The organism is Mariniflexile sp. AS56 (assembly GCF_030552475.1).
Lineage (GTDB): Bacteria > Bacteroidota > Bacteroidia > Flavobacteriales > Flavobacteriaceae > Mariniflexile.
Genome location: NZ_JAUPED010000007.1, coordinates 152,328 through 173,072 on the forward strand (window position 1 = coordinate 152,328; position 20,745 = coordinate 173,072).

Annotated in this window: 20 protein-coding genes; 8 read left to right on the forward strand and 12 right to left on the reverse strand. The window is 34.6% G+C overall.

Annotated features, from left to right (window positions below):
- Positions 1–9: 9 nt before the first annotated feature.
- The 3 genes from Q5N74_RS10295 to tpx form a co-directional block, all read right to left on the reverse strand.
- Positions 10–2,412, reverse strand: coding sequence for a DNA translocase FtsK (locus Q5N74_RS10295; RefSeq protein ID WP_304388709.1), 2,403 nt, complete (start codon positions 2,410–2,412; stop codon positions 10–12).
- Positions 2,413–2,522: 110 nt separating this feature from the next.
- The gene (locus Q5N74_RS10300; protein ID WP_304388710.1) at positions 2,523–2,891 is read right to left on the reverse strand and encodes a diacylglycerol kinase family protein; all 369 of its coding nucleotides are present in this window, start codon (positions 2,889–2,891) and stop codon (positions 2,523–2,525) included.
- 16 nt (positions 2,892–2,907) lie between these two features.
- Entirely contained in the window at positions 2,908–3,411 is a 504-nt protein-coding gene (tpx, locus tag Q5N74_RS10305) for a thiol peroxidase (protein WP_304388711.1), read from the reverse strand.
- A gap of 224 nt (positions 3,412–3,635) precedes the next feature.
- Between tpx and Q5N74_RS10310 the strand changes: the two genes are divergently transcribed.
- Both Q5N74_RS10310 and katG read left to right on the forward strand, forming a co-directional pair.
- Positions 3,636–4,163, forward strand: coding sequence for a fasciclin domain-containing protein (locus tag Q5N74_RS10310; protein ID WP_304388809.1), 528 nt, complete (start codon positions 3,636–3,638; stop codon positions 4,161–4,163).
- Positions 4,164–4,371: 208 nt separating this feature from the next.
- Positions 4,372–6,576, forward strand: a complete 2,205-nt coding sequence (gene katG / locus Q5N74_RS10315) for a catalase/peroxidase HPI (protein WP_304388712.1) — start codon at positions 4,372–4,374, stop codon at positions 6,574–6,576.
- A 79-nt stretch (positions 6,577–6,655) separates the two neighbouring features.
- Here katG and Q5N74_RS10320 read toward each other — a convergent pair whose 3' ends face one another.
- The 4 genes from Q5N74_RS10320 to nhaC all read right to left on the reverse strand — a co-directional run bounded on the left by Q5N74_RS10320 (position 6,656) and on the right by nhaC (position 9,634).
- Positions 6,656–6,913, reverse strand: coding sequence for a hypothetical protein (locus tag Q5N74_RS10320; protein WP_304388713.1), 258 nt, complete (start codon positions 6,911–6,913; stop codon positions 6,656–6,658).
- Positions 6,914–6,993: 80 nt separating this feature from the next.
- Positions 6,994–7,302 carry a co-chaperone YbbN gene (locus tag Q5N74_RS10325; protein WP_304388714.1) on the reverse strand — a complete coding sequence of 103 codons (309 nt, stop codon included), beginning with the start codon at positions 7,300–7,302 and terminating at the stop codon, positions 6,994–6,996.
- Positions 7,303–7,309: 7 nt separating this feature from the next.
- On the reverse strand, positions 7,310–7,954 hold the full coding sequence (locus tag Q5N74_RS10330; protein WP_304388715.1) for a peroxiredoxin: 645 nt from the start codon (positions 7,952–7,954) through the stop codon (positions 7,310–7,312).
- A gap of 210 nt (positions 7,955–8,164) precedes the next feature.
- Positions 8,165–9,634 carry a Na+/H+ antiporter NhaC gene (gene nhaC / locus Q5N74_RS10335; protein ID WP_304388716.1) on the reverse strand — a complete coding sequence of 490 codons (1,470 nt, stop codon included), beginning with the start codon at positions 9,632–9,634 and terminating at the stop codon, positions 8,165–8,167.
- Between the two features lie 92 nt (positions 9,635–9,726).
- Between nhaC and Q5N74_RS10340 the strand changes: the two genes are divergently transcribed.
- The gene (locus Q5N74_RS10340; RefSeq protein ID WP_304388717.1) at positions 9,727–10,749 is read left to right on the forward strand and encodes a metal-dependent hydrolase; all 1,023 of its coding nucleotides are present in this window, start codon (positions 9,727–9,729) and stop codon (positions 10,747–10,749) included.
- 19 nt (positions 10,750–10,768) lie between these two features.
- Here Q5N74_RS10340 and Q5N74_RS10345 read toward each other — a convergent pair whose 3' ends face one another.
- Positions 10,769–11,971: an aminotransferase class I/II-fold pyridoxal phosphate-dependent enzyme gene (locus Q5N74_RS10345; RefSeq protein WP_304388718.1), complete on the reverse strand. Its 1,203-nt coding sequence runs from the start codon at positions 11,969–11,971 to the stop codon at positions 10,769–10,771.
- A 159-nt stretch (positions 11,972–12,130) separates the two neighbouring features.
- On the opposite strand from Q5N74_RS10345, the gene Q5N74_RS10350 reads away from it, so the two are divergent.
- From Q5N74_RS10350 to Q5N74_RS10370, 5 genes are all read left to right on the forward strand, one after another.
- Positions 12,131–12,589: an Lrp/AsnC family transcriptional regulator gene (locus tag Q5N74_RS10350; protein WP_304388719.1), complete on the forward strand. Its 459-nt coding sequence runs from the start codon at positions 12,131–12,133 to the stop codon at positions 12,587–12,589.
- A 1-nt stretch (position 12,590) separates the two neighbouring features.
- Positions 12,591–13,217, forward strand: a complete 627-nt coding sequence (locus Q5N74_RS10355) for a CPBP family intramembrane glutamic endopeptidase (RefSeq protein WP_304388720.1) — start codon at positions 12,591–12,593, stop codon at positions 13,215–13,217.
- A 72-nt stretch (positions 13,218–13,289) separates the two neighbouring features.
- A complete protein-coding gene (locus Q5N74_RS10360; RefSeq protein ID WP_304388721.1) occupies positions 13,290–13,796 on the forward strand; it encodes a hypothetical protein in 507 nt (168 codons plus the stop codon).
- Between the two features lie 3 nt (positions 13,797–13,799).
- Positions 13,800–14,564, forward strand: a complete 765-nt coding sequence (locus Q5N74_RS10365) for a hypothetical protein (RefSeq protein WP_304388722.1) — start codon at positions 13,800–13,802, stop codon at positions 14,562–14,564.
- 665 nt (positions 14,565–15,229) lie between these two features.
- Positions 15,230–16,048, forward strand: coding sequence for a sensor histidine kinase (locus Q5N74_RS10370; protein WP_304388723.1), 819 nt, complete (start codon positions 15,230–15,232; stop codon positions 16,046–16,048).
- Between the two features lie 101 nt (positions 16,049–16,149).
- On the opposite strand, the gene Q5N74_RS10375 is transcribed toward Q5N74_RS10370, so the two are convergent.
- The 4 genes from Q5N74_RS10375 to Q5N74_RS10390 form a co-directional block, all read right to left on the reverse strand.
- Positions 16,150–17,532, reverse strand: coding sequence for an aldehyde dehydrogenase (locus tag Q5N74_RS10375; RefSeq protein ID WP_304388810.1), 1,383 nt, complete (start codon positions 17,530–17,532; stop codon positions 16,150–16,152).
- Between the two features lie 22 nt (positions 17,533–17,554).
- Positions 17,555–18,256, reverse strand: a complete 702-nt coding sequence (locus Q5N74_RS10380; protein ID WP_304388724.1) for an RluA family pseudouridine synthase — start codon at positions 18,254–18,256, stop codon at positions 17,555–17,557.
- A 41-nt stretch (positions 18,257–18,297) separates the two neighbouring features.
- Positions 18,298–19,116 (reverse strand): 3-methyl-2-oxobutanoate hydroxymethyltransferase, encoded by an 819-nt coding sequence (panB, locus tag Q5N74_RS10385; RefSeq protein WP_304388725.1) that lies wholly within the window; start codon positions 19,114–19,116, stop codon positions 18,298–18,300.
- A gap of 90 nt (positions 19,117–19,206) precedes the next feature.
- Positions 19,207–20,631, reverse strand: a complete 1,425-nt coding sequence (locus tag Q5N74_RS10390; RefSeq protein WP_304388726.1) for an L-serine ammonia-lyase — start codon at positions 20,629–20,631, stop codon at positions 19,207–19,209.
- Between the last annotated feature and the right edge of the window lie 114 nt (positions 20,632–20,745).

Here is a 20,745-nt window from a genome sequence, read left to right on the forward strand (position 1 = left end):
AAATTTTTATTATAAAGTTTCATTTTCTAAATGTTTATCTAATGCGACTAAGTCGGTAACCAACACCATTCTAGCTTTACTACCTTCAAACGGCCCAACAATACCAGCGGCTTCTAATTGGTCAATTAATCTACCTGCACGGTTGTAACCTAGTTTTAATTTACGTTGTAATAAAGATGCGGAACCTTGTTGTGCTGTAACAATAACTTCGGCGGCTTCTCTAAATAGTTTATCACGGTCTGAAATATCTATATCAAGACTTGTGCCACTTTCCTCACCAACATATTCTGGCAGTAAATAGGCGTCTGGATATGCTTTTTGCGAACCAATATAATCGGTTATTTTTTCAACTTCAGGAGTGTCTACAAAAGCACATTGTACTCGAATTAAATCGTTTCCTTGTGTGTAAAGCATGTCTCCACGACCAATAAGTTGGTCGGCACCCGAGCCATCTAAAATGGTTCTAGAATCTATTTTAGAAGTTACCCTAAACGCTATACGTGCCGGGAAATTCGCTTTAATAATACCGGTGATAACGTTAACAGACGGACGTTGCGTGGCAATAATTAAGTGAATACCAATGGCACGCGCTAATTGCGCTAAACGAGCAATGGGTGTTTCAACTTCTTTACCGGCAGTCATAATTAAATCGGCAAACTCATCAACCACCAACACAATATATGGTAAAAATTGATGACCATCATTCGGGTTTAATTTACGGGCTTTGAATTTCACATTGTATTCGGCAATGTTTCTACAAAGTGCATTTTTAAGTAACTCGTATCGATTATCCATCTCAATACAAAGTGAATTTAACGTATTGATTACCTTGGTGTTATCTGTAATAATAGCGTCTTCACTATCTGGTAACTTTGCTAAATAATGGCGTTCTATTTTATTAAAAAGTGTAAGTTCCACTTTTTTAGGATCTACCAAAACAAATTTTACTTCGGCAGGGTGTTTTTTATAAAGTAACGAAGTTAGTACAGCATTTAACCCAACCGATTTACCTTGTCCGGTAGCACCAGCCATAAGTAAGTGAGGCATTTTAGCTAAATCGACTACAAAGGTTTCGTTACTAATGGTTTTACCCAAGGCAATTGGTAACTGCATATCAGAGGTTTGAAACCTTTTAGACGCAATAACCGAACGCATGGAAACAATGGTTGAGTTTTTATTAGGTACCTCAATACCAATAGTTCCTTTACCCGGAATAGGGGCAATAATACGAATACCCAAAGCAGAAAGCGATAAGGCAATATCGTCTTCTAAGTTTTTAATTTTTGAAATTCGGATACCAGCATCTGGCACAATTTCATAAAGTGTTACAGTTGGCCCTATGGTTGCTTTAATACTAGCAATACCAATATTGTAATTTTTTAGGGTGTCTACAATTCTGTTTTTATTTTCTTCTAATTCTTCTTGGTTGATGGTAATCCCTTCAGAATCATATTTTTTAAGTAAGTCTAATGGCGGAAATTGATATTTTGATAATTCAAGCGTTGGGTCGAATTGCCCAAAATCTTCCACGAGTTTATTTGAAAGGTTATCACTTTCAGAGGCTTCTTCAGCTACTTTTTCAACTTCTATTTCAATATCTAAATCGTCATCATCTTCAACTTCCTCTTTAATAGGAGTTTTAACCACTAATGGTGCCGATTCCACTACGGGTTTGGGTTCTCTTTTTAAAACAGGTTCATTCTTTCCTACAGGAATTTCAAAAGCCGATTTTATAGCTGCTGCTTCTTCCGAAAGGTTATTATCAAAAGCTATAACAGGCTCGTCGTTGTTTATATTTTCTAAATCGTCTTTAATATTGTTTTTTGCCGATTTGAAAATAGCAGAAATACTCTCAAAAGTTACTTTAAAACGAATGGCTAAATAGGTGATCAACCCAAAAAGGAGTAGGAGGATAGTACCTATTTTTCCAATATAATCTTGCAGATACATGTTTACTTCGAAACCAATAGTGCCTCCAAGAATATCGGTGGTATTTCCGAAAAAACCGAATAGGACAGATAGCCAAATAACAATAAGCATACCCCAAAACCAATGGGTTCTTAGTTTGGCTTTACTTGAATTCATCAACACGTAAACTCCCGATAAAAAAATAAGCCCAGAAATGATAAATGCTGAAATTCCAAATCCGCGTTGAATAAAGAAATCGCTTAACCACGCTCCCGATTTGCTTACCCAGTTTTCTGTTTTTACATCACGCGATGCAAAATCAGATAGGGTACTTTGGTCTGCTTCACCCGTAAAAAGGTATGAAAGGAATGCCATGAAAAGGATTATACCAAAAATGACTAAAAAGCTACCAAACACCAGTTTTTGCTGGTTTGATAACTTAAAATTCGGCATTTTAAATTGTTTTCTAGGTGGTTTTTTGGTATCGGTTTTTTTCTTCGCCATTAATGCTTTACAGTTTCAAATTGAGATCCCGAAAAAAGTTCGGGGTTGAATCGCAAAAGCGACGCAACAAAAATACAAATTACTAACGTTTAACCTACAGGTTATAGTATTTAAAAAATCTTTGGTAAATAGATAATAAGTCCGATAATAATAGCGAAAATAGAAGAAAAAAATACAGCACCTGCAGCAATATCTTTTATTAAGCCAATTTTTGGATGGTGCTCTGGGTGAATAAAATTTGCCATTTCTTCTATAGCGGTATTTACACCTTCCATACTCATAACCAGGGCTATGGCTAAAAGTTGAGTAATCCATTCGGTTGAAGAAATATGAAAAAAGAATCCTGCGGCCGTAACTATTAAAGCTATTGTAAGTTGCACTTTTACACTAGCTTCATTTTTTAAAAGCAAGATGGCGCCTTTAAAAGCGTAACCAACACTTTTTATGCGGTTGGCAACGAAGGATTCTTTTTTGGTCATTTAATTGCGTAACTAATTAAGCGTATAAAGCTTCTAATGCCGCTTTATAATTAGGTTCGTCTACTGTTTCAGCAACTTGTTCGGTATATAAAATAGTACCGTTTTCATCTAAAACAACCACACTACGAGAATGTAATGCTTCTAACGGACCTGTAATAAAGTTTACGCCATAACTTTTTCCGAAGCTACCATCTTTATAATCAGATAAGCTTACTACGTTGTTTAAACCTTCAGCACCACAAAAACGGTTTAATGCAAATGGTAAATCGTGAGATATACAAAGTACAGTTGTGTTTTCTAATTCACTAGCTTCTTGGTTAAATTGTCTCACAGATTGAGCACAAGTTCCTGTATCAACACTTGGGAAAATGTTTAAAACTAATCTACTTCCTGTAAAATCACTTAATTTTTTCGAAGATAAATCGGTTGCTGTTAATGTGAAATCAGGTGCTTTTGTACCAACTTTAGGTAGTTCGCCAGAGGTTTCTATTGGTGTTCCTTTTAATGTTACTGTAGCCATTTTAATGTCTTTTAAATTTTGTTAAAAATAAGTAATTATTAAGTGCTAAGCTCAAATTGACCTTATATTTTATAAATCCATTTGTTAATACTTTGTTAAAGGAATGATTTTCAAAAACCGACATTTACAAAGATGCGTTAGTAGGGTATAAACAAATAAAAAAAAACGTTAACATGAAAAAATCAAATTTAATAGCCACTACTGTTTTTGCAATCACACTTTTTATGGGTCAAGGTTTAATAGCCCAAAACAAGATGATGAAAGAAGATACTAAAATGGTTGGTGGTGCTGCGATGTACCCAAGTAAGAATATTGTTGAGAATGCCGTAAATTCTAAAGATCACACCACACTAGTTGCTGCTGTTAAAGCTGCAGATTTGGTTGATGTTTTAATGAGTGAAGGTCCATTTACTGTTTTTGCTCCAACAAATGCAGCATTTGATAAGTTACCAATGGGCACTGTAGACACACTTCTAAAGCCAGAAAATAAAGAAACATTACAAACTGTTTTAACGTACCACGTTGTGGCAGGAAAATGGAATGCAAAAGATATTTTAAAAATGATTAAAGATGGTAACGGAAAAGCATCTATAAAAACGGTAAGTGGTGGTACTATTACCGCGTGGTTAAAAGGTAAAGACGTATTTATTACAGATGAAAATGGAAACGCTGCTATGGTTACTATTGCAGACGTAAATCAATCTAACGGAGTGATACATGTTATTGATGCTGTATTATTACCAAAATCGTAAATAAGTTCATAATTATTTAGTTGTTAAGTTAATTTTAAGGAGCCGCTTCATTTTTTATGAAGCAGCTTTTCTTATGTTATGGAGTTAGTAGCATGTGTAAATAAGTTTTATCAATTAAAACATAATTTATATAGATAGGGTTATGCTGTTTTTTATTTAGTAATTCATAACTTTAGGGTATTCAGAATAACATAAAAACTATATAATAATGGAAAATAACATGCATTCAAGTGCCTCGGGTGGTAAATGTCCGTTTGCCGGTGCTGCTCCTAAGCAGGTTGCTGGCGGTGGAACAAAGAATCAAGATTGGTGGCCTAATAGGTTGAAATTAAATATTTTGCGACAACATTCGTCTTTAACGAACCCATTGGGAGACGATTTTAACTATGCTGAAGCTTTTAATAAATTAGACCTAAGTGCATTAAAAAAAGATTTAACTAATTTAATGACCGATTCGCAAGATTGGTGGCCGGCAGATTTTGGTCACTACGGTGGGTTATTCATCCGTTTGGCATGGCACAGTGCAGGTACATATCGTATAGGTGATGGTCGTGGTGGTGCGGGTGCAGGGCAACAACGTTTTGCGCCACTTAATAGTTGGCCAGATAATGCTAGTTTAGATAAAGCAAGGCGCCTACTTTGGCCTATAAAGCAAAAATATGGTAATAAAATATCTTGGGCAGACCTTATGGTTTTGTCTGGTAATGTGGCTTTAGAATCGATGGGTTTTGAAACTTTTGGATTTGCTGGAGGTCGTGAAGATGTATGGGAACCAGAAGAAGATGTGTATTGGGGTTCTGAAACGACTTGGTTAGATGATAAACGCTATTCAGGTGAACGTGATTTGGAAGATCCTCTAGCCGCTGTGGTTATGGGTTTAATTTATGTAAATCCTGAAGGACCTAATGGAAATGGTGATCCACTTTCGGCTGCTGTAGATATTAGAGAAACCTTTAAGCGTATGGCTATGAATGATGAAGAAACCGTAGCGCTAATTGCTGGTGGTCACTCTTTTGGGAAAACTCATGGTGCAGCAGATCCAGGGCAGTATATAGGAGTAGAACCAGAAGCAGCCTCTATAGAAGAGCAAGGTTTTGGTTGGAAAAACACCTATAAATCTGGAAAAGGTGCAGATGCTATTACAGGTGGTCCTGAAGTTATCTGGACACAAACACCAACAAAATGGAGCAATCTCTTTTTTGAAAATTTATTTGGTTACGAATGGGAACAAACAAAAAGTCCTGCAGGCGCTATACAATGGGTGGCTAAACATGCAGAAGCTTCTATTCCAGATGCTTTCGATGGTTCTAAAAAACACTTGCCAACCATGTTAACCACCGATTTATCTTTACGTTTTGATCCTGCATATGGAAAAATATCAAAACGATTTTTAGAAAATCCAGATGAATTTGCAGATGCTTTTGCACGGGCTTGGTATAAACTAACACATCGTGATATGGGGCCTATAGTTCGCTATTTGGGACCAGAAGTGCCTAAAGAAGAACTTATTTGGCAAGATCCTATTCCGGCTGTAAACCATAAGTTGGTAGATCAGAATGATGTAGCGAGTTTGAAAGCTAAAATATTAAGTTCAGGTTTATCGGTTTCACAATTAGTTTCTACAGCTTGGGCGTCCGCATCCACTTTTCGTGGGTCTGATAAACGAGGTGGTGCCAATGGGGCACGTATTCGTTTAGTACCTCAAAAAGATTGGGAAGTTAATAACCCAGCTCAATTAGCACAGGTTTTATCTATACTTGAAGGCATACAAAAAGAGTTTAATACAGGTGATAAAAAAGTTTCTATAGCAGATTTAATTGTGTTAGCAGGTTGTGCGGGCGTTGAAAAGGCTGCAAAAAATGCAGGACATGCTGTAGAAGTGCCTTTTACACCAGGACGTATGGATGCTTCGCAAGAACAAACTGAAGTTGATTCGTTTAAATATTTAGAGCCTTATGCAGATGGATTTAGAAATTACCGTAAAACGAAATTCGATGTATCAACCGAAGCGTTATTAATTGATAAAGCACAATTACTCACTTTAACAGCACCTGAAATGACAGTGCTTGTTGGAGGAATGCGTGTTTTGGGAACCAATTTTAATGGCTCGAAGCAAGGTGTGTTTACCACTAATTCTGGGGCGCTTACTAATGATTTCTTTGTGAATTTACTTGATATGAGAAATGAGTGGAAAAAATCTTCAGATTCTGATGAAGTTTTTGAAGGTCATGATCGCAAAACTGGTGCTGTTAACTGGACAGGGTCGAGAGCCGATTTAATTTTTGGTTCGAACTCGGAGTTACGTGCCATAGCAGAAGTGTATGCGAGTGAAGGTTCCAAAGAAAAATTTGTGAATGATTTTGTTGCTGCCTGGAATAAGGTGATGAATTTAGATCGTTTTGATTTAGCCTAGTACATCATTATATAAAATAAAAAAGCCACTTTTCAAATTAAGAAAAGTGGCTTTTTTTATGCTTTTAAAATACTCAGTATTATTTATCTATAGAGCCTAAAACTCTGCTCATAAAATTGTTTAGAGCTTCTTTTTTAGGGGTACCGTCTTTAATCATTTTATTAACTTCAACAGCGCCATACATATTGGAAATAAGTTCTCCAATAACATCTAATTCTTCATCTTTTAACGAAGACACTTCTGTTAATGCCTCTAAAGTTTCAATGGTTTCGATAACGAAATCTTCATCATTGTCTTCAATAAACTGTGTTAAATGTTTAATAACAGGTAACTTCATGGTAATGATTTGTTTTGTTTCATCAAACGCAGTTGAGTTGTTTGTAGCCTCGACTGCGCCCGATTAAACATTAATATAATTTAAATAACTTCGTTAACGAGTTCTTTTAAAACTTCGAATTTATTTGTTTGAACCTGATTTATAAAAGCGCCATTTTTGAAAGTAGCAAACGTAGGTAAATTATCTACAGTTGCTAATTTTCTTGATTCTGGAAACTTTTCGGCATCGGCCATAACAAACGTAATGTTTTCATTTTCTGTTGCCAATTTTTTGAATTTTGGCTTCATAATGCGGCAATTACCACACCAGCTAGCAGAATATTGAACGATTACAGTACCGTTACTTGATACTAATTCGGTTAAATTATCTTGTTCTAATTCCTTAACCATAATAGAATTAGTTTGAGTGTGCTTTTAGGTATTCAGCAGTTCCTTTAGCATTTGGTTGCATGGCTATCTTACCTTCTTCCCAGTTTGCAGGACATACTTCACCTTTTTCTTGCACGTGTGTTAGCGCATCAATTAAACGTAAATACTCATTTACATTTCTACCAAGTGGCATGTTGTTAACACTTTCGTGTTGTACAGTTCCTTCTTCATCAATAATATAAGTAGCTCTGTAAGTTACGTTATCACCATCAACAGTTACAACTCCAGTTTCGTCGTTGTATTGTTCGTTTGTAATATCTAGAATACCTAAAGTAGAAGCTAAGTTTCTGTTAGAATCTGCTAATAATGGGTATGTAACACCTTCAATACCACCGTTATCTTTTGCTGCACTTAACCATGCGAAATGCACTTCTGCAGTATCACAAGATGCACCAATAACCAAAGTATTTCTTTTTTCAAATTCACCTAAAGCTGCTTGAAATGCGTGTAATTCTGTTGGGCAAACAAAAGTAAAATCTTTTGGGTACCAGAATAAAACTACTTTTTTCTTATTGTTTACTGCTTCTTCAAGAACGTTTACTTTAAAAGTATCGCCCATATCATTCATTGCGTTAACGCTTAAATTCGGGAATTTTTTTCCTACTAATGCCATATTCAAATTTTAATTATTAATATTTTATTTGATGCAAACTTAATACTAGTTCTAGCAACTTTAATAATTTATCAATTAGTAAAACCTATGGAGTAATAGCTATTAAAAATGGATTTAGAATTTTGAGGTGTTTTTTGTTAATTTGGCAAAATAGAGTCTACTATATTGTCAACTTCACAATAAATTAAGTAAAACGATGTGTTTTAGAAGTTACTTTTTTGACAATTCTCTTATTTTTATTCGTAAGCCTGCAAATAGGAGTGTCATAAACGGGCTTAGCCAGTTAAATACGGCATACCCCGCATAATGAAGTGTGTCTACACCTAAAACACCGCTTTGGTAGGCGCCACAGGTATTCCAAGGGATTAAAACAGAGGTTACTGTACCAGAATCTTCTAAAGTTCTACTCAAGTTTTCAGGAGCTAAACCACGGTCTTCATAGGCTTTTTTAAACATTTTTCCTGGTATTACAATGGCCAAATATTGGTCTGATGCAATAGCATTTAAACCTAAACAGCTAATTACGGTGCTTGCAAATAATCCGAAAACGGTATGAGCAAGTTTTAATAATTCTTTAGTAACTCGGGCCAGTGCACCAATAGCGTCCATAATACCACCAAAAATCATGGCACAGGTAATAAGTAAGATGGTCCATATCATACCTTGCATACCCCCTGCAGAAAAGAGATCGTTTAATTTGTCATTATCGGTAGTAATTTGTGTGTCGGTAATTATGGCTGTGAAAACGGCTCCAAGTTTAGAATCAGAAAGATTGTTTAAAACATCTGCTTGAAATATAAAAGCAAAAACACCTGCCAGTAATACACCAGTAGTTAATGCTACTAATGGTTTTGTTTTTAAAAGGATGAGTGCAATTACAACTACGGGCACTGTAAATAACCAAGGGGTGATGTTAAAAGTGGTATTAATAGTAGCAAGTAGGTCGCTTAAATCTGCATTTCCAGAAGTCTCGATATTCATACTTATAACACTAAAAACGATAAGTGTTACTATAAGTGTTGGCACCGTTGTGTAGGTCATGTACCTAATATGTGTAAACAAATCGGTACCGGCCATAGCAGGGGCGAGGTTGGTGGTGTCGCTTAGTGGTGACATTTTATCACCAAAATAAGCGCCCGATATTACAGCACCTGCAATCATACCTGTGTCTATACCTAAGGCAGTTCCAATACCAATTAATGCAATACCAACGGTTGCAGAGGTGGTCCAAGAACTTCCTGTAGCAATCGATATAACGGCACAAATAATAATAGAGGCTGGTAAAAATATGGAAGGATTCAATACTTGCAATCCGTAATAAACCATCGCTGGGATTACGCCGCTTATTAACCAGGTTCCTGCCAAGGCTCCTACTAAAAATAAAATCATGATAGGAACAAATACACTTTTTAAGTTTTCCCAAATCTCTTTCAGCATACGTAGAAAAGAAACTTTGTTAAAAAAACCTATAACAGCAGCTACTAAGCCACCAAGTAAAAGTATAATTTGGTTGGTATAGGCGCCAAACCATTCTTGATCTTCCACAAAAAAGATGTTATACACTAACATACCCATTAAAATAATTACAGGAATTAAAGCTTCGCCGATACTGAGTTCCTTATTTTCAATAATATTTTGGTTCTCTATTTTAATTTTGGAAATGTTTTTATCGTCTTGCATTGTGGAAAATTAGTTTTGTAATGTTACGATTTTAGATGAATCTATGCAAATGGATTTAATGTGTACTTTTGTTTTATCAATTTAAAAAATTAATGGATTCACTTACCCAAATTGTTTTAGGTGCTGCTTGTGGTGAGGCGGTTTTAGGAAAAAAAATAGGCAATAAAGCTTTGTTATTTGGTGCTATTGGTGGAACCATACCAGATTTAGACGTTTATATAGGTAACCTTATTTATAATAATAGCATAGATGCCATGCTTTTTCATAGAGGGTTTATGCATTCTATTTTGTTTTCTGTTTTGGCAGCTTTCATTTTAGGGTGGATTGTTTTTAAATGGTATAATTCGGGAAAACGCCTAGGTACTACGACCTTAAATAATTGGGTGTTACTGTTTTTCTGGTCGCTGTTTACACACCCTATTTTAGATTGTTTCACCCCTTACGGAACACAGCTTTTCGCTCCATTTAGTAATTATAGAGTTGCATTTAATAATATTGCTGTGGTCGATCCCTTTTATACATTGCCATTTTTGGTGTGTATGATTGTTTTAATGTTTTTCAATAGAACACATCTAAAAAGACGGTTTTGGTTGAAACTAGGTATTGGGATGAGTTCTTTTTATATGTTGATAACGGTAGTGAATAAGTTATATATAGACACAATATTTAAAAAATCGATGGCTGAAAGTCAATTAAAAATGAATCGATTTAGTACCCAAGCATCCATTTTTAATACCATTTTATGGTATGGGATTGCAGAATCGGAAACCAGCTATTATGTTTCCTATTACTCGTTATTTGATACTAAAAACCGATTTGTGAATTTTATTGAGTTGCCAAAACAACGCGATTTAACACCCGAAAATAGTGATGCTATTAAAAGGCTCGCATGGTTTAGTAACCATTATTATAGTATTTATAAAATAGGAGAAAACGAATACAGGTATAACGATTTGCGTTATCCTTTATTAGATGAAAGGAATCCTAACACATCAGTATTTAGTATGTTACTTTTTAAAGAAAATAACCAACTAAATATGAAGCCATTCAAAGCTAAAAGAAAGGATGTTAGCAAAGCAATGGCTTATATTTGGAAACGACTAAAAGGGATTTAGTAGTTATAGTTGTTTAGTTTTAAGCTAAAATACCAAGTTCTTTCATACATGTGTGCATCATGTGGTAGGTGCGTTCTATATCGTCATCTAGCCCAATAGAAAAACGAATTAAACCATCAGTTAAACCCATAGCTTTTTGTTCTTCTAAAGGTATTTCAGAGGATGTAGAAGTTCCTGGAGCGCTAAACAATGTTTTGTAGAAGCCTAAACTTACAGCTAGGTAGCCTAAGTTACGATTCTGCATAAGTTCCATCAATTCATTGGCTTTTTCAATAGAGCCTACATCCAAAGTAAGCATACCACCAAAGCCATATTGTGCATTCATCATGCTTTTAAATAATTCATGAGAAGGGTGTGATGGAAGTCCGGGATATACCGTTTTTAAACCATCAGACTCAAATTTTTCAGCTAAAAACAAACCGTTTTTACTGTGCTGCTGCATTCTAATATGTAGAGTACGCAGGTTTTTTAATACTGAAGCAGCTCTTAAGCTATCCATGGTAGATCCCAATAACATAGAGGCCCCTTGGTTTACGTTACGTAAATCGTTTATAAATTCTTGAGTTCCACAAACCACACCTCCAACGGTATCACTAGACCCGTTTATAAATTTGGTTAAACTGTGAATTACCACATCAGCACCCAAAATTACAGGAGAAATGGATAAAGGTGAAAACGTATTATCTACCACTAATTTTAGGTTGTGCTTTTTCGCTATGGCGGCTAAACCTTTAATATCAGCAACTTCTAAAAGCGGGTTGCTAACCGATTCACAATACAACACTTTGGTGTTTTTTGTAATAGCGGCTTCAACCACATCTAACTTGGTAATATCAACAAATGAAGTTGCTACGTTAAATCTAGGTATGAAATTCTTTAAGAAAGCATAAGTACCTCCGTAAATAGTACGGCTAGACACAATATGATCGCCAGCACCACATAATTGCATTAAAACAGGAGTGATGGCACCCATGCCCGATGCCGAAACATTAGCTGTTTCAGTGCCTTCCATGGCAGCAAGAGCTTCACCTAAATATAAATTTGATGGGGATGAGTGACGTGAGTATAAATAACACCCATCAGCATTTCCTTCAAATGTATCAAACATGGTTTTTGCTGATAAAAAGGTGTAGGTTGATGAGTCGGAAATGGAAGGGTTTACGCCTCCAAATTCCCCGAAGTACTGTAAATCTTGTATGTTGCTTGCTGGTTTAAATTCCATAGTGTGTGCTGTTGTTTATATAACAAAATTCAGAATTAATAGATAAAAAAACAATAGGAATGAGTTTATTTAGGTTATAAAACAGGATATCATTCTTATTTTAGAAAATATAATTGTAAATTCCCCTGAAGTTGCTGTTTTAACGAAAATTTTTCAATTATGATATTTGATGATACAGATAAAAAGCTATTGGCATTTTTGCAAAGTGATAGTAAACAAACTAATAAAGAACTTTCAAATAAGTTAAATTTATCGGTAACGGCAGTTTACGAGCGTATTAAAAAGCTTGAAAAAGATGGGTTTATAAATAAATATGTAGCTTTAGTAAATAAAGACCGTGTCGATAAATCGTTTGTAGCCTTTTGTCACATTAAGCTTATTCAGCACACACAAGATTATGTTGTAAAATTTGAGAAAGAAGTAGCTAATTTACCAGAGGTACTTGAATGTTACCATGTTAGTGGCGATTACGATTATTTATTAAAAGTGATTGTGAAAGATATGACTGCCTTTAGGGAGTTTTTGGTTAAAAAATTAACCTCCATCAACCATATTGGTAGCACACATAGTATGTTTGTAATTAATGAAGTGAAACACACTACAGCCATGGGGTTTTAATATGAAGTCAAAAACATATAAAAGTATCGAGCTCTTTATCATATTTATACTGTTACCAGTTAGTTTTGTGTTTTCGTATGCTCCAATTATAAAAGGATCGCTTGGTCTTATCGGGTTTTTATACGTAATCTATATTTTGTTGAAAGTTGAGAATCAAAAATTTAAGATAGCACCCAATCTCAATTGGACCCGTTTTTGGAAACTTACACTGGTTAAACTTGTATTTATTGCTTTGTTAACTAGTCTTTTTGTGTGGTTTACAGATAGGGAGGACTTGTTTGAAGTGGTGATTAATAAACCCAAAATGTGGATTTTATTTCTGTTGATATACAGTTTCTTTTCCGTGTATCCTCAGGAATTACTCTACAGAACCTTTTTTTTTAAGCGTTATAGCTATTTGTTTAAGAGTGAATGGTTATTTCTTTTTGTGAATGCTATTTTGTTTTCATTAGCACATCTGTTTTTTAAGAATGGTTTAGTACTTGTTATTACTTTTTTAGGCGGATTTATGTTTGCTCTAACCTTCAATAAAACAAAATCCACTCTTTTAGTATCTATAGAACATGCTATTTATGGAAGTTGGTTATTTACGGTTGGTATGGGAGCTATGTTGGGTTTTCCAACATAGTTTGGTCTTATTCTTACAGTTGAAACTTTTTTTACTATTTTAGGCATATATTATTCACTAACCATAATTAATATGAAAAAATTAAGTTACATTATTTTCGGGGCCATTATTGGTGTATTAATAACCTATTTCTTTTGCCCAAGGCAGTTAGAAGACGAAGAATTCGTGAAATTCATGAAGCCTAAAGGTGTTATTACAGCAGAAAAAGCAAAAGAGTTAAATGCTAATTGGACTTTACACAGAAAAGCAGCGGTAGATTCTGCGGCGAAAAAACAAGGAAGAAACCAAGACGACCGCTCTACATATTGGTCTTTAGACGATATTGAAAATTATTTAGGTTATGCACAAAATCAAGCAGATAGTTTAGGGTACACCATGACGGGTGTTCGTGTCTATTTAGGTGTTTATGGCAAAAATGCAGGACAAGCCAAAAAAGATTTAACAACCATGTTTATTGTGCCAACAGGGAAAAAATCTAAATCTCAAGCAAGTTTTATAAGTTTACCACCAAATGATGAAGATTTACCTGTTGATCCATTAAATGATGGAGTTGGAGGTAATGGAGGATACCCTCAATAAGGAATGAACGAATTTTTATTACAGAACTATTTAATTATAACACATTCTGTTGAAGTTATTGCAGCTTTAACAGGTGTGTTTCTTCTTCGGAACTATAGAAATGGAACCACTAAATATTTTATATTTTTTTTGGTTTACTTAACTATTTGTGAATTTATAGCAGGCTATACTAGGTATGTTTATCCAGGTAAATTTTTAGATATATTAATTGGAACAATATTTCAGAAAAACCATTGGTGGGCTACTTTGTTTTGGAAGATTGGAGCCATCATGTTTTTCTCCTTTTATTATAGGAAAATTTTAGAAACTAAATTCTTTAAGGATGTTATTAAGTATTGTAGTTTTATTTTTTTAATAATTTCAGTTAGTTGTATTATACTTAATTTTGAAGAATTCTTTTATAGATTTTTTCCCGTAATAAGTATTTTGGGAGCTGTTATAGTGTTTTTATGTACCATATTCTATTTTGTAGAAACCTTGCAAAGTGATAAAATACTGACTTTTTATAAATCAATAAATTTTTATATTAGTGCCGCAATATTTATTTGGTGGCTAATTATTACGCCAATTACTTTTTACGATGTGTATTTCGTATATGAAATAGGGAATCCAAACCGAGATTGGAATTTTATGTTTTTAAGGTGGCAAATCTATTTATTTGCTAATGTGTCCATGTATTTAACCTTTACATTTGCTTTAATATTTTGTAAACCAGAAGCTGAAATTAAAATAATACCTAGTGATAGAATTTTTAGCCAAAAATTTTAATTTTATTACCTATAGTTTAGAGTTTTTAGCAGCTTTAACGGGGGTAGCCTGTTTAAATAAATATAGAAATTCTACGACTCGCTATTTTATATTTTTTTTATTTTATATATTCTTTATTGAGATTATAGGTGCCTTGTTGGTTTATGCTCCTAACAGCTTTCCTATTCATTTATTAAGAAGTATAGGAGTGAATATTATAAATTGGTATAACGTATTTTGGTTTTTTGGAAGTATATTATTTATAATGTTTTATTTCCATGCTTTGTTAAAATTAGAGCCATATAAACGTCTAGTTAAAATAATAGGGGTGTTGTTTTGCATAATGATGCTGGGGCATTTTACATTGTATTTTGATGTCTTTACAACTTTACACCCTAAAATGTATCAGTTTCTAGGGCTTTCAGCAACTTTTATTTGTATAACTCTGTATTTTATCGAATTTCTACAAAGTGATTCCATTTTAAGTATATTTAAAACATTCGGGTTTTATGCGAGTATCGGACTCTTGTTCTGGTGGTTGATAATAACCCCCGTTATCTTTTTTGACTTTTATAATACGGTAGCCGATTGGAATTTTGTTAATTTAAAAAGACTCATATTTTTATTTGCTAATATATTTATGTACACTTGCTTTACCGTGGGTTTAATAATCTCAAAACCAGTAAATGACTAACTTTATAAATACTTTATTACTTTTTGAACAGCTCCCTGCATCCACATCGGCAGAGCGCTACTTGTTGATATATATGATTGCTGTTTTAGTCATTGTTACTTCCTTGGTTATTATCTTTTTCGTGGTTTTTTTAAAGCGGAAAAACAAACTATTATTCGATAAAATAAAGCAACAACAGGCCTTTGAAGCTGAAATTACACAAGCACAAACTGAAACGCAAGAACAAACCTTGAAAAATATTGGTTGGGAATTACACGATAATATTGGTCAGTTATTATCATTCGCAAACATGCAATTAAGCATTTTAAAAATGCAGGTGGACGACGATGTGAAGGAAAAATTTAAAGACACGACTGATGCACTTAAAGATAGTCTATCCGAAGTGCGAGCGCTTTCAAAAACTTTAAATAATGAAGTCGTTTTGAATGTTGGTTTTGAAAAATCTATTACGAATGAGTTGAATCGTTTGAAGAAAATGAAATTCCATTCAGCAGAACTTAAAACCATAGGGGAGCGTATCAGTTTTAAAGATGCTAAACATGAAATTATACTTTTCAGAATTATTCAAGAATTTTTATCAAATTCGGTAAAATATTCCCAAGCAAAAAACATTGATATTACATTAAACTATCAACCTAATAATTTAAAAATTACGGCAAAAGATGATGGTATTGGTTTTATTATGGAAGAAATAGAAAAAGGATCTGGTTTAATTAATATGAAAAGTAGAGCGACCTTAATAAAAGCGGACTTAGAATTAACATCTAAACCTAATGAAGGTGTGAAACTATCCTTAAACTATCCTTTTTAGCGTTAGTGCACGGTGCGAAACATTCTCTCTATTATGTGATGTACTCAAAGTATGTGTGATAGTTTATATTTAAAGAGTTATTCTCGAGTCTCTCTCTATGATTAACCAAAATATTTAAATATTTTTTTAATAATAGTTACTTTCTGGTTATAGGGTGCATAGCGTAAAGAAGGATCTAACCAATTCCCTCTTTTTATAACGGCTTTGTGATGAGAAAAAGTGTCAAACCCATATTTACCATGGTATGCTCCCATGCCACTAGGTCCTACGCCACCAAATGGTAACCTATGGTTTCCAAAATGTATTAAAACATCATTAACCACGCCACCACCAAAACTGTAGGTGCTTAGTATGTGGTCAATAAATTTTTTATCATTTGAAAAGGCATACAAAGCCAACGGTTTCTCGAAACTTGAAATAATGCGGTCTAAATCATTTTCGGTTTCATAGGTTAGAATGGGCAAAATGGGTCCGAAAATTTCATCTTGCATTACTTCACTGTCTAAAGCTGGTTCATCAATTAAAGTAGGGGCTATATAGTTGGTTTTTTCATCTATAGTGCCTCCAAAAACGACATGACAGTCTTTTAACATGTTGGCTAAACGTGAGGTGTTTTTTGTATTTATAATTCTAGGAAAATCTTTGGATTCTTCTGGATTTTTACCATAAAATTGAGTGATTTCAGCCTTTAAAAGTGTAATAAATTCTTGTTTTAGGGCGTGTTTAATTATAATATAATCGGGTGCGATACATGTTTGTCCGCCATTAAAAAATTTACCCCAAACTATGCGTTTTGCTGCTAGTTTTAAGTTCGCCGTGTCATCAATGATACAGGGTGATTTACCGCCTAGTTCTAAAGTAACGGGTGTTAGATGTTTTGCTGCTGCTTCCGCTATTATTTTACCAACAGATACGCTTCCTGTAAAGAAAATATAATCCCATTTTTTTGACAATAACTCTGTCGCTACCTGTACATCACCTTGTATGGATGCGACATAGTTTTCTGGAAAAACAGCTTTTACGATATTTGTTAATAGTTGCGATGTATGTTTGGTGAGTTCACTTGGTTTTAAAATTACCGTATTTCCTGCGGCAATGGCTATAATTAACGGTTCTAAAGCGAGCAGAAATGGGTAGTTCCACGGGGAAATAACCAATACGTTTCCATAGGGCTCTTTATAAATAAAATCTTTGGATGGAAATGTTAATAGAGACGATTTAATCCGTTCTGGTTTTGCCCATTTTTCTAGATTTTTAATAACAAGGTTTAGTTGAGAAAGGACAAGTCCAAATTCACTAATAAAACTTTCAAACTCCGACTTTTTGAAATCCTTATACAAAGCATCATAAACAGCTTGTTCTTTTGAAAGAACCACTTCTTTTAAGGCTTTCAAATAAACCAATCGGTCTGCAATTGGTTTTGTTTTTTGTGATTTAAAAAATGTTTGTTGAGAATAAAGAATGTTGCTAATGCTATCCAAAATGTTTTTTCATAAAGATATGAAATTAACCGTTGCAAGCATCCCAAATAGGATCTATAGGTAGTGGAGCAGTAACATGTACAGTTTCTAGCTTTACCGGATGCATAAAAGTGATGTGTCTAGCGTGTAAATGAATACTAGCATCTTTGTTACTTCTATCAAATCCGTACTTTAAATCGCCTTTTATAGGGCAACCAATTGTTGATAATTGCGAACGAATTTGATGGTGTCTACCAGTCTCTAAATTGACTTCAAGTAGCATGTAGTTGTCTAAGTTCTTTACTGTTTTATAGTGAAGAATGGCTTTTTTACTGCCGGGAACTTCTTTGGAATATGCTGTCGATTTGTTGTTTTTCGGATTTTTCTTCAGCCAATTAACCAAAGTGTCATTAATTTTTGGAGGTGTATTTTTTACAATGGCCCAATATGTTTTATCAATATCTTTTGAAACAAACAAGGCATTTAACCTTGGGAGTACTTTACTGGTTTTGGCAAAAATAACAAGGCCTGTAGTAGGGCGGTCTAAACGGTGAACAACACCTAAATATACATTGTTTGGTTTATTATACTTTTCCTTTATATAGTCTTTAACAACATCGCTTAGAGGCTTATCCCCAGTTTTATCGCCTTGAACAATATCACCAGCACGTTTGTTTACGATAATGATATGGTTGTCTTCAAACAGAACCTGAAGGTTATTTTTATTAGATAGTATTTTTTCTGCCACTGATATTCAAATATTATTTTTGTCTACTGTCTACTGTCTACTTAATACTGCTCATTATCATTTGGGAAATCTACTGCTTTTACATCATCAACATATTGAGAAATGGCATTAGTCATATCTTCATATAAATTCATATAACGGCGTAAAAAACGTGGGTGAAATTCGTGAGTCATGCCTAACATATCATGTAAAACAAGTACTTGGCCGTCAACGCCATTACCAGCACCTATACCAATAATAGGGATACTAACACTTTCGGCAACTTGTTTAGCGAGTTTGGCAGGGATTTTTTCTAAAACAATCGCAAAACAACCAATACGCTCAAGCAATTTGGCGTCTTCAATTAAATCGGCTGCTTCTTGTTCTTCTTTAGCACGTACCGTATAGGTTCCAAATTTGTAAATAGATTGAGGCGTTAAACCTAAATGGCCCATAACTGGAATTCCAGCATTTAAAATACGTTTAATGGACTCTTTAACTTCTTTACCACCTTCTAGTTTAACAGCATGTCCGCCACTTTCCTTCATAATTCTAATGGCAGAGCGCAAGGCTTCTTTTGGGTCACTTTGATAGCTTCCAAAAGGTAAATCTACCACAACCAACGCACGGTCTATTGCACGAATTACTGAAGATGCATGATAAATCATTTGGTCTAAAGTAATAGGTAATGTGGTTTCGTGTCCAGCCATAACATTACTTGCTGAATCACCAACCAAAATAACATCGATACCTGCTCCATCTACTATTTTAGCCATGGTATAATCATAAGCTGTAAGCATAGATATTTTTTCACCACGGGCCTTCATATCGACCAAGGTTTTTACGGTAATGCGTTTGTACTCTTTTTTTGCTGTAGACATGGTATTTTATTTGATAGGTTGTAAAAGTAATAAATTAAAGTGTTATGTACTTATGAAAACGGTGTTTGTACGCTTGATTATGATTAAAACTTAGCAATCTGAAATATGAACGCCAACTGCTAAACCACCCTCAGAGGTTTCTTTATACTTTGTGTTCATATCTTTAGCGGTTTCCCACATGGTAGAAACGACTTTATCCAACGGAACTTTTACGTTTTTAGGGTCTGTATCCAAAGCCATTTCAGCAGCGTTTATGGCTTTTATGGCACCCATAGCATTCCGTTCTATACAAGGAATTTGAACCAAACCACCAATTGGGTCGCAGGTTAAACCTAGATGGTGTTCCATGGCTATTTCGGCAGCAACCAATACCTGTTCGTGCGTACCACCCATAAGTTCACAAAGAGCAGCAGCGGCCATGGCTGATGATACGCCAATTTCTGCTTGACAACCGCCCATAGCAGCACTTATAGTAGCGCCTTTTTTGAAAATACTTCCAATTTCTCCTGCAACTAATAGAAATTGTTTGATGTGACTAAAATCGGCTTCATGGTTTTCAATTACCATATAATACATTAAAACAGAAGGTATAACGCCTGCACTTCCATTAGTTGGTGCCGTAACAACGCGACCTAAAGAAGCATTCACTTCGTTAACAGATAAAGCAAAACAGCTTACCCATTTTAAAATTTGCCTGAATTTAACATCAGTTTTCCGAATGGTTTCAAGCCATTCTTGAGGTGAGTTGTATGGTAATTCACCTTTTAAGGTTTGGTAGGTATCAAATGCGCGTCGTCTCACATTTAAGCCTCCAGGTAAATTTCCTTCGGTATGGCAGCCAATGTAAATGCATTCCAACATGGTATCCCAAATACGTTGAAGCTCAAAATCGATGGTTTCAATGGAACGGATTGATTTTTCGTTTTCTAGTACAACTTCTGAAATAGGTTTGTTTAATTGGTTACAAAATTTTAGTAAATCATTGCCAGTTTCAACTGGGTAAGGAAAGGTACAGTTGAAAATAATTTTATTTGCTTTTGAATTTTTTCGTTCTTCTTGAACCACAAAACCGCCTCCTATCGAGTAGTAGGTAGATTTCGATTTTCTACCTTTTATAGTGGCTGAAAATTGGATGCCATTAGAATGAAAGGGCAAGAATTTTCTATTGAAAACAATATCGGTTTCTGGATTAAATGGTAATTCTTTTTCATTATTGAAAAGAATGGTTTTGTTACTTTTTATTTCGGAAATGATGGATGCAATGGTTTCTGTTGGTATGGTTTCTGGGTTTGCGCCTGTTAAACCCAACATAATAGCATAATCTGTGGCATGGCCTTTACCTGTTAAGGATAAAGAGCCATAAAGGTCTATGGATATTTTTTCGACCTCATTAAATTTTTGAGCCTCTTTTAGTTCTTTTATCCAGCGTTCGGCTGCACGCCAAGGTCCAAGAGTGTGAGAGCTCGAAGGGCCAACACCAATTTTTAACATATCGAAAACAGAAATACATTCCATGTGGCTAATTCTTTTTACACAAATATAGAAGACTTGGTTGGGTATAAGTCTTAAAAAGGCTAATAAATTATTAAGCGGCGAACGGTTGCGCAAGGGATTGAACGGCCTGTTTGA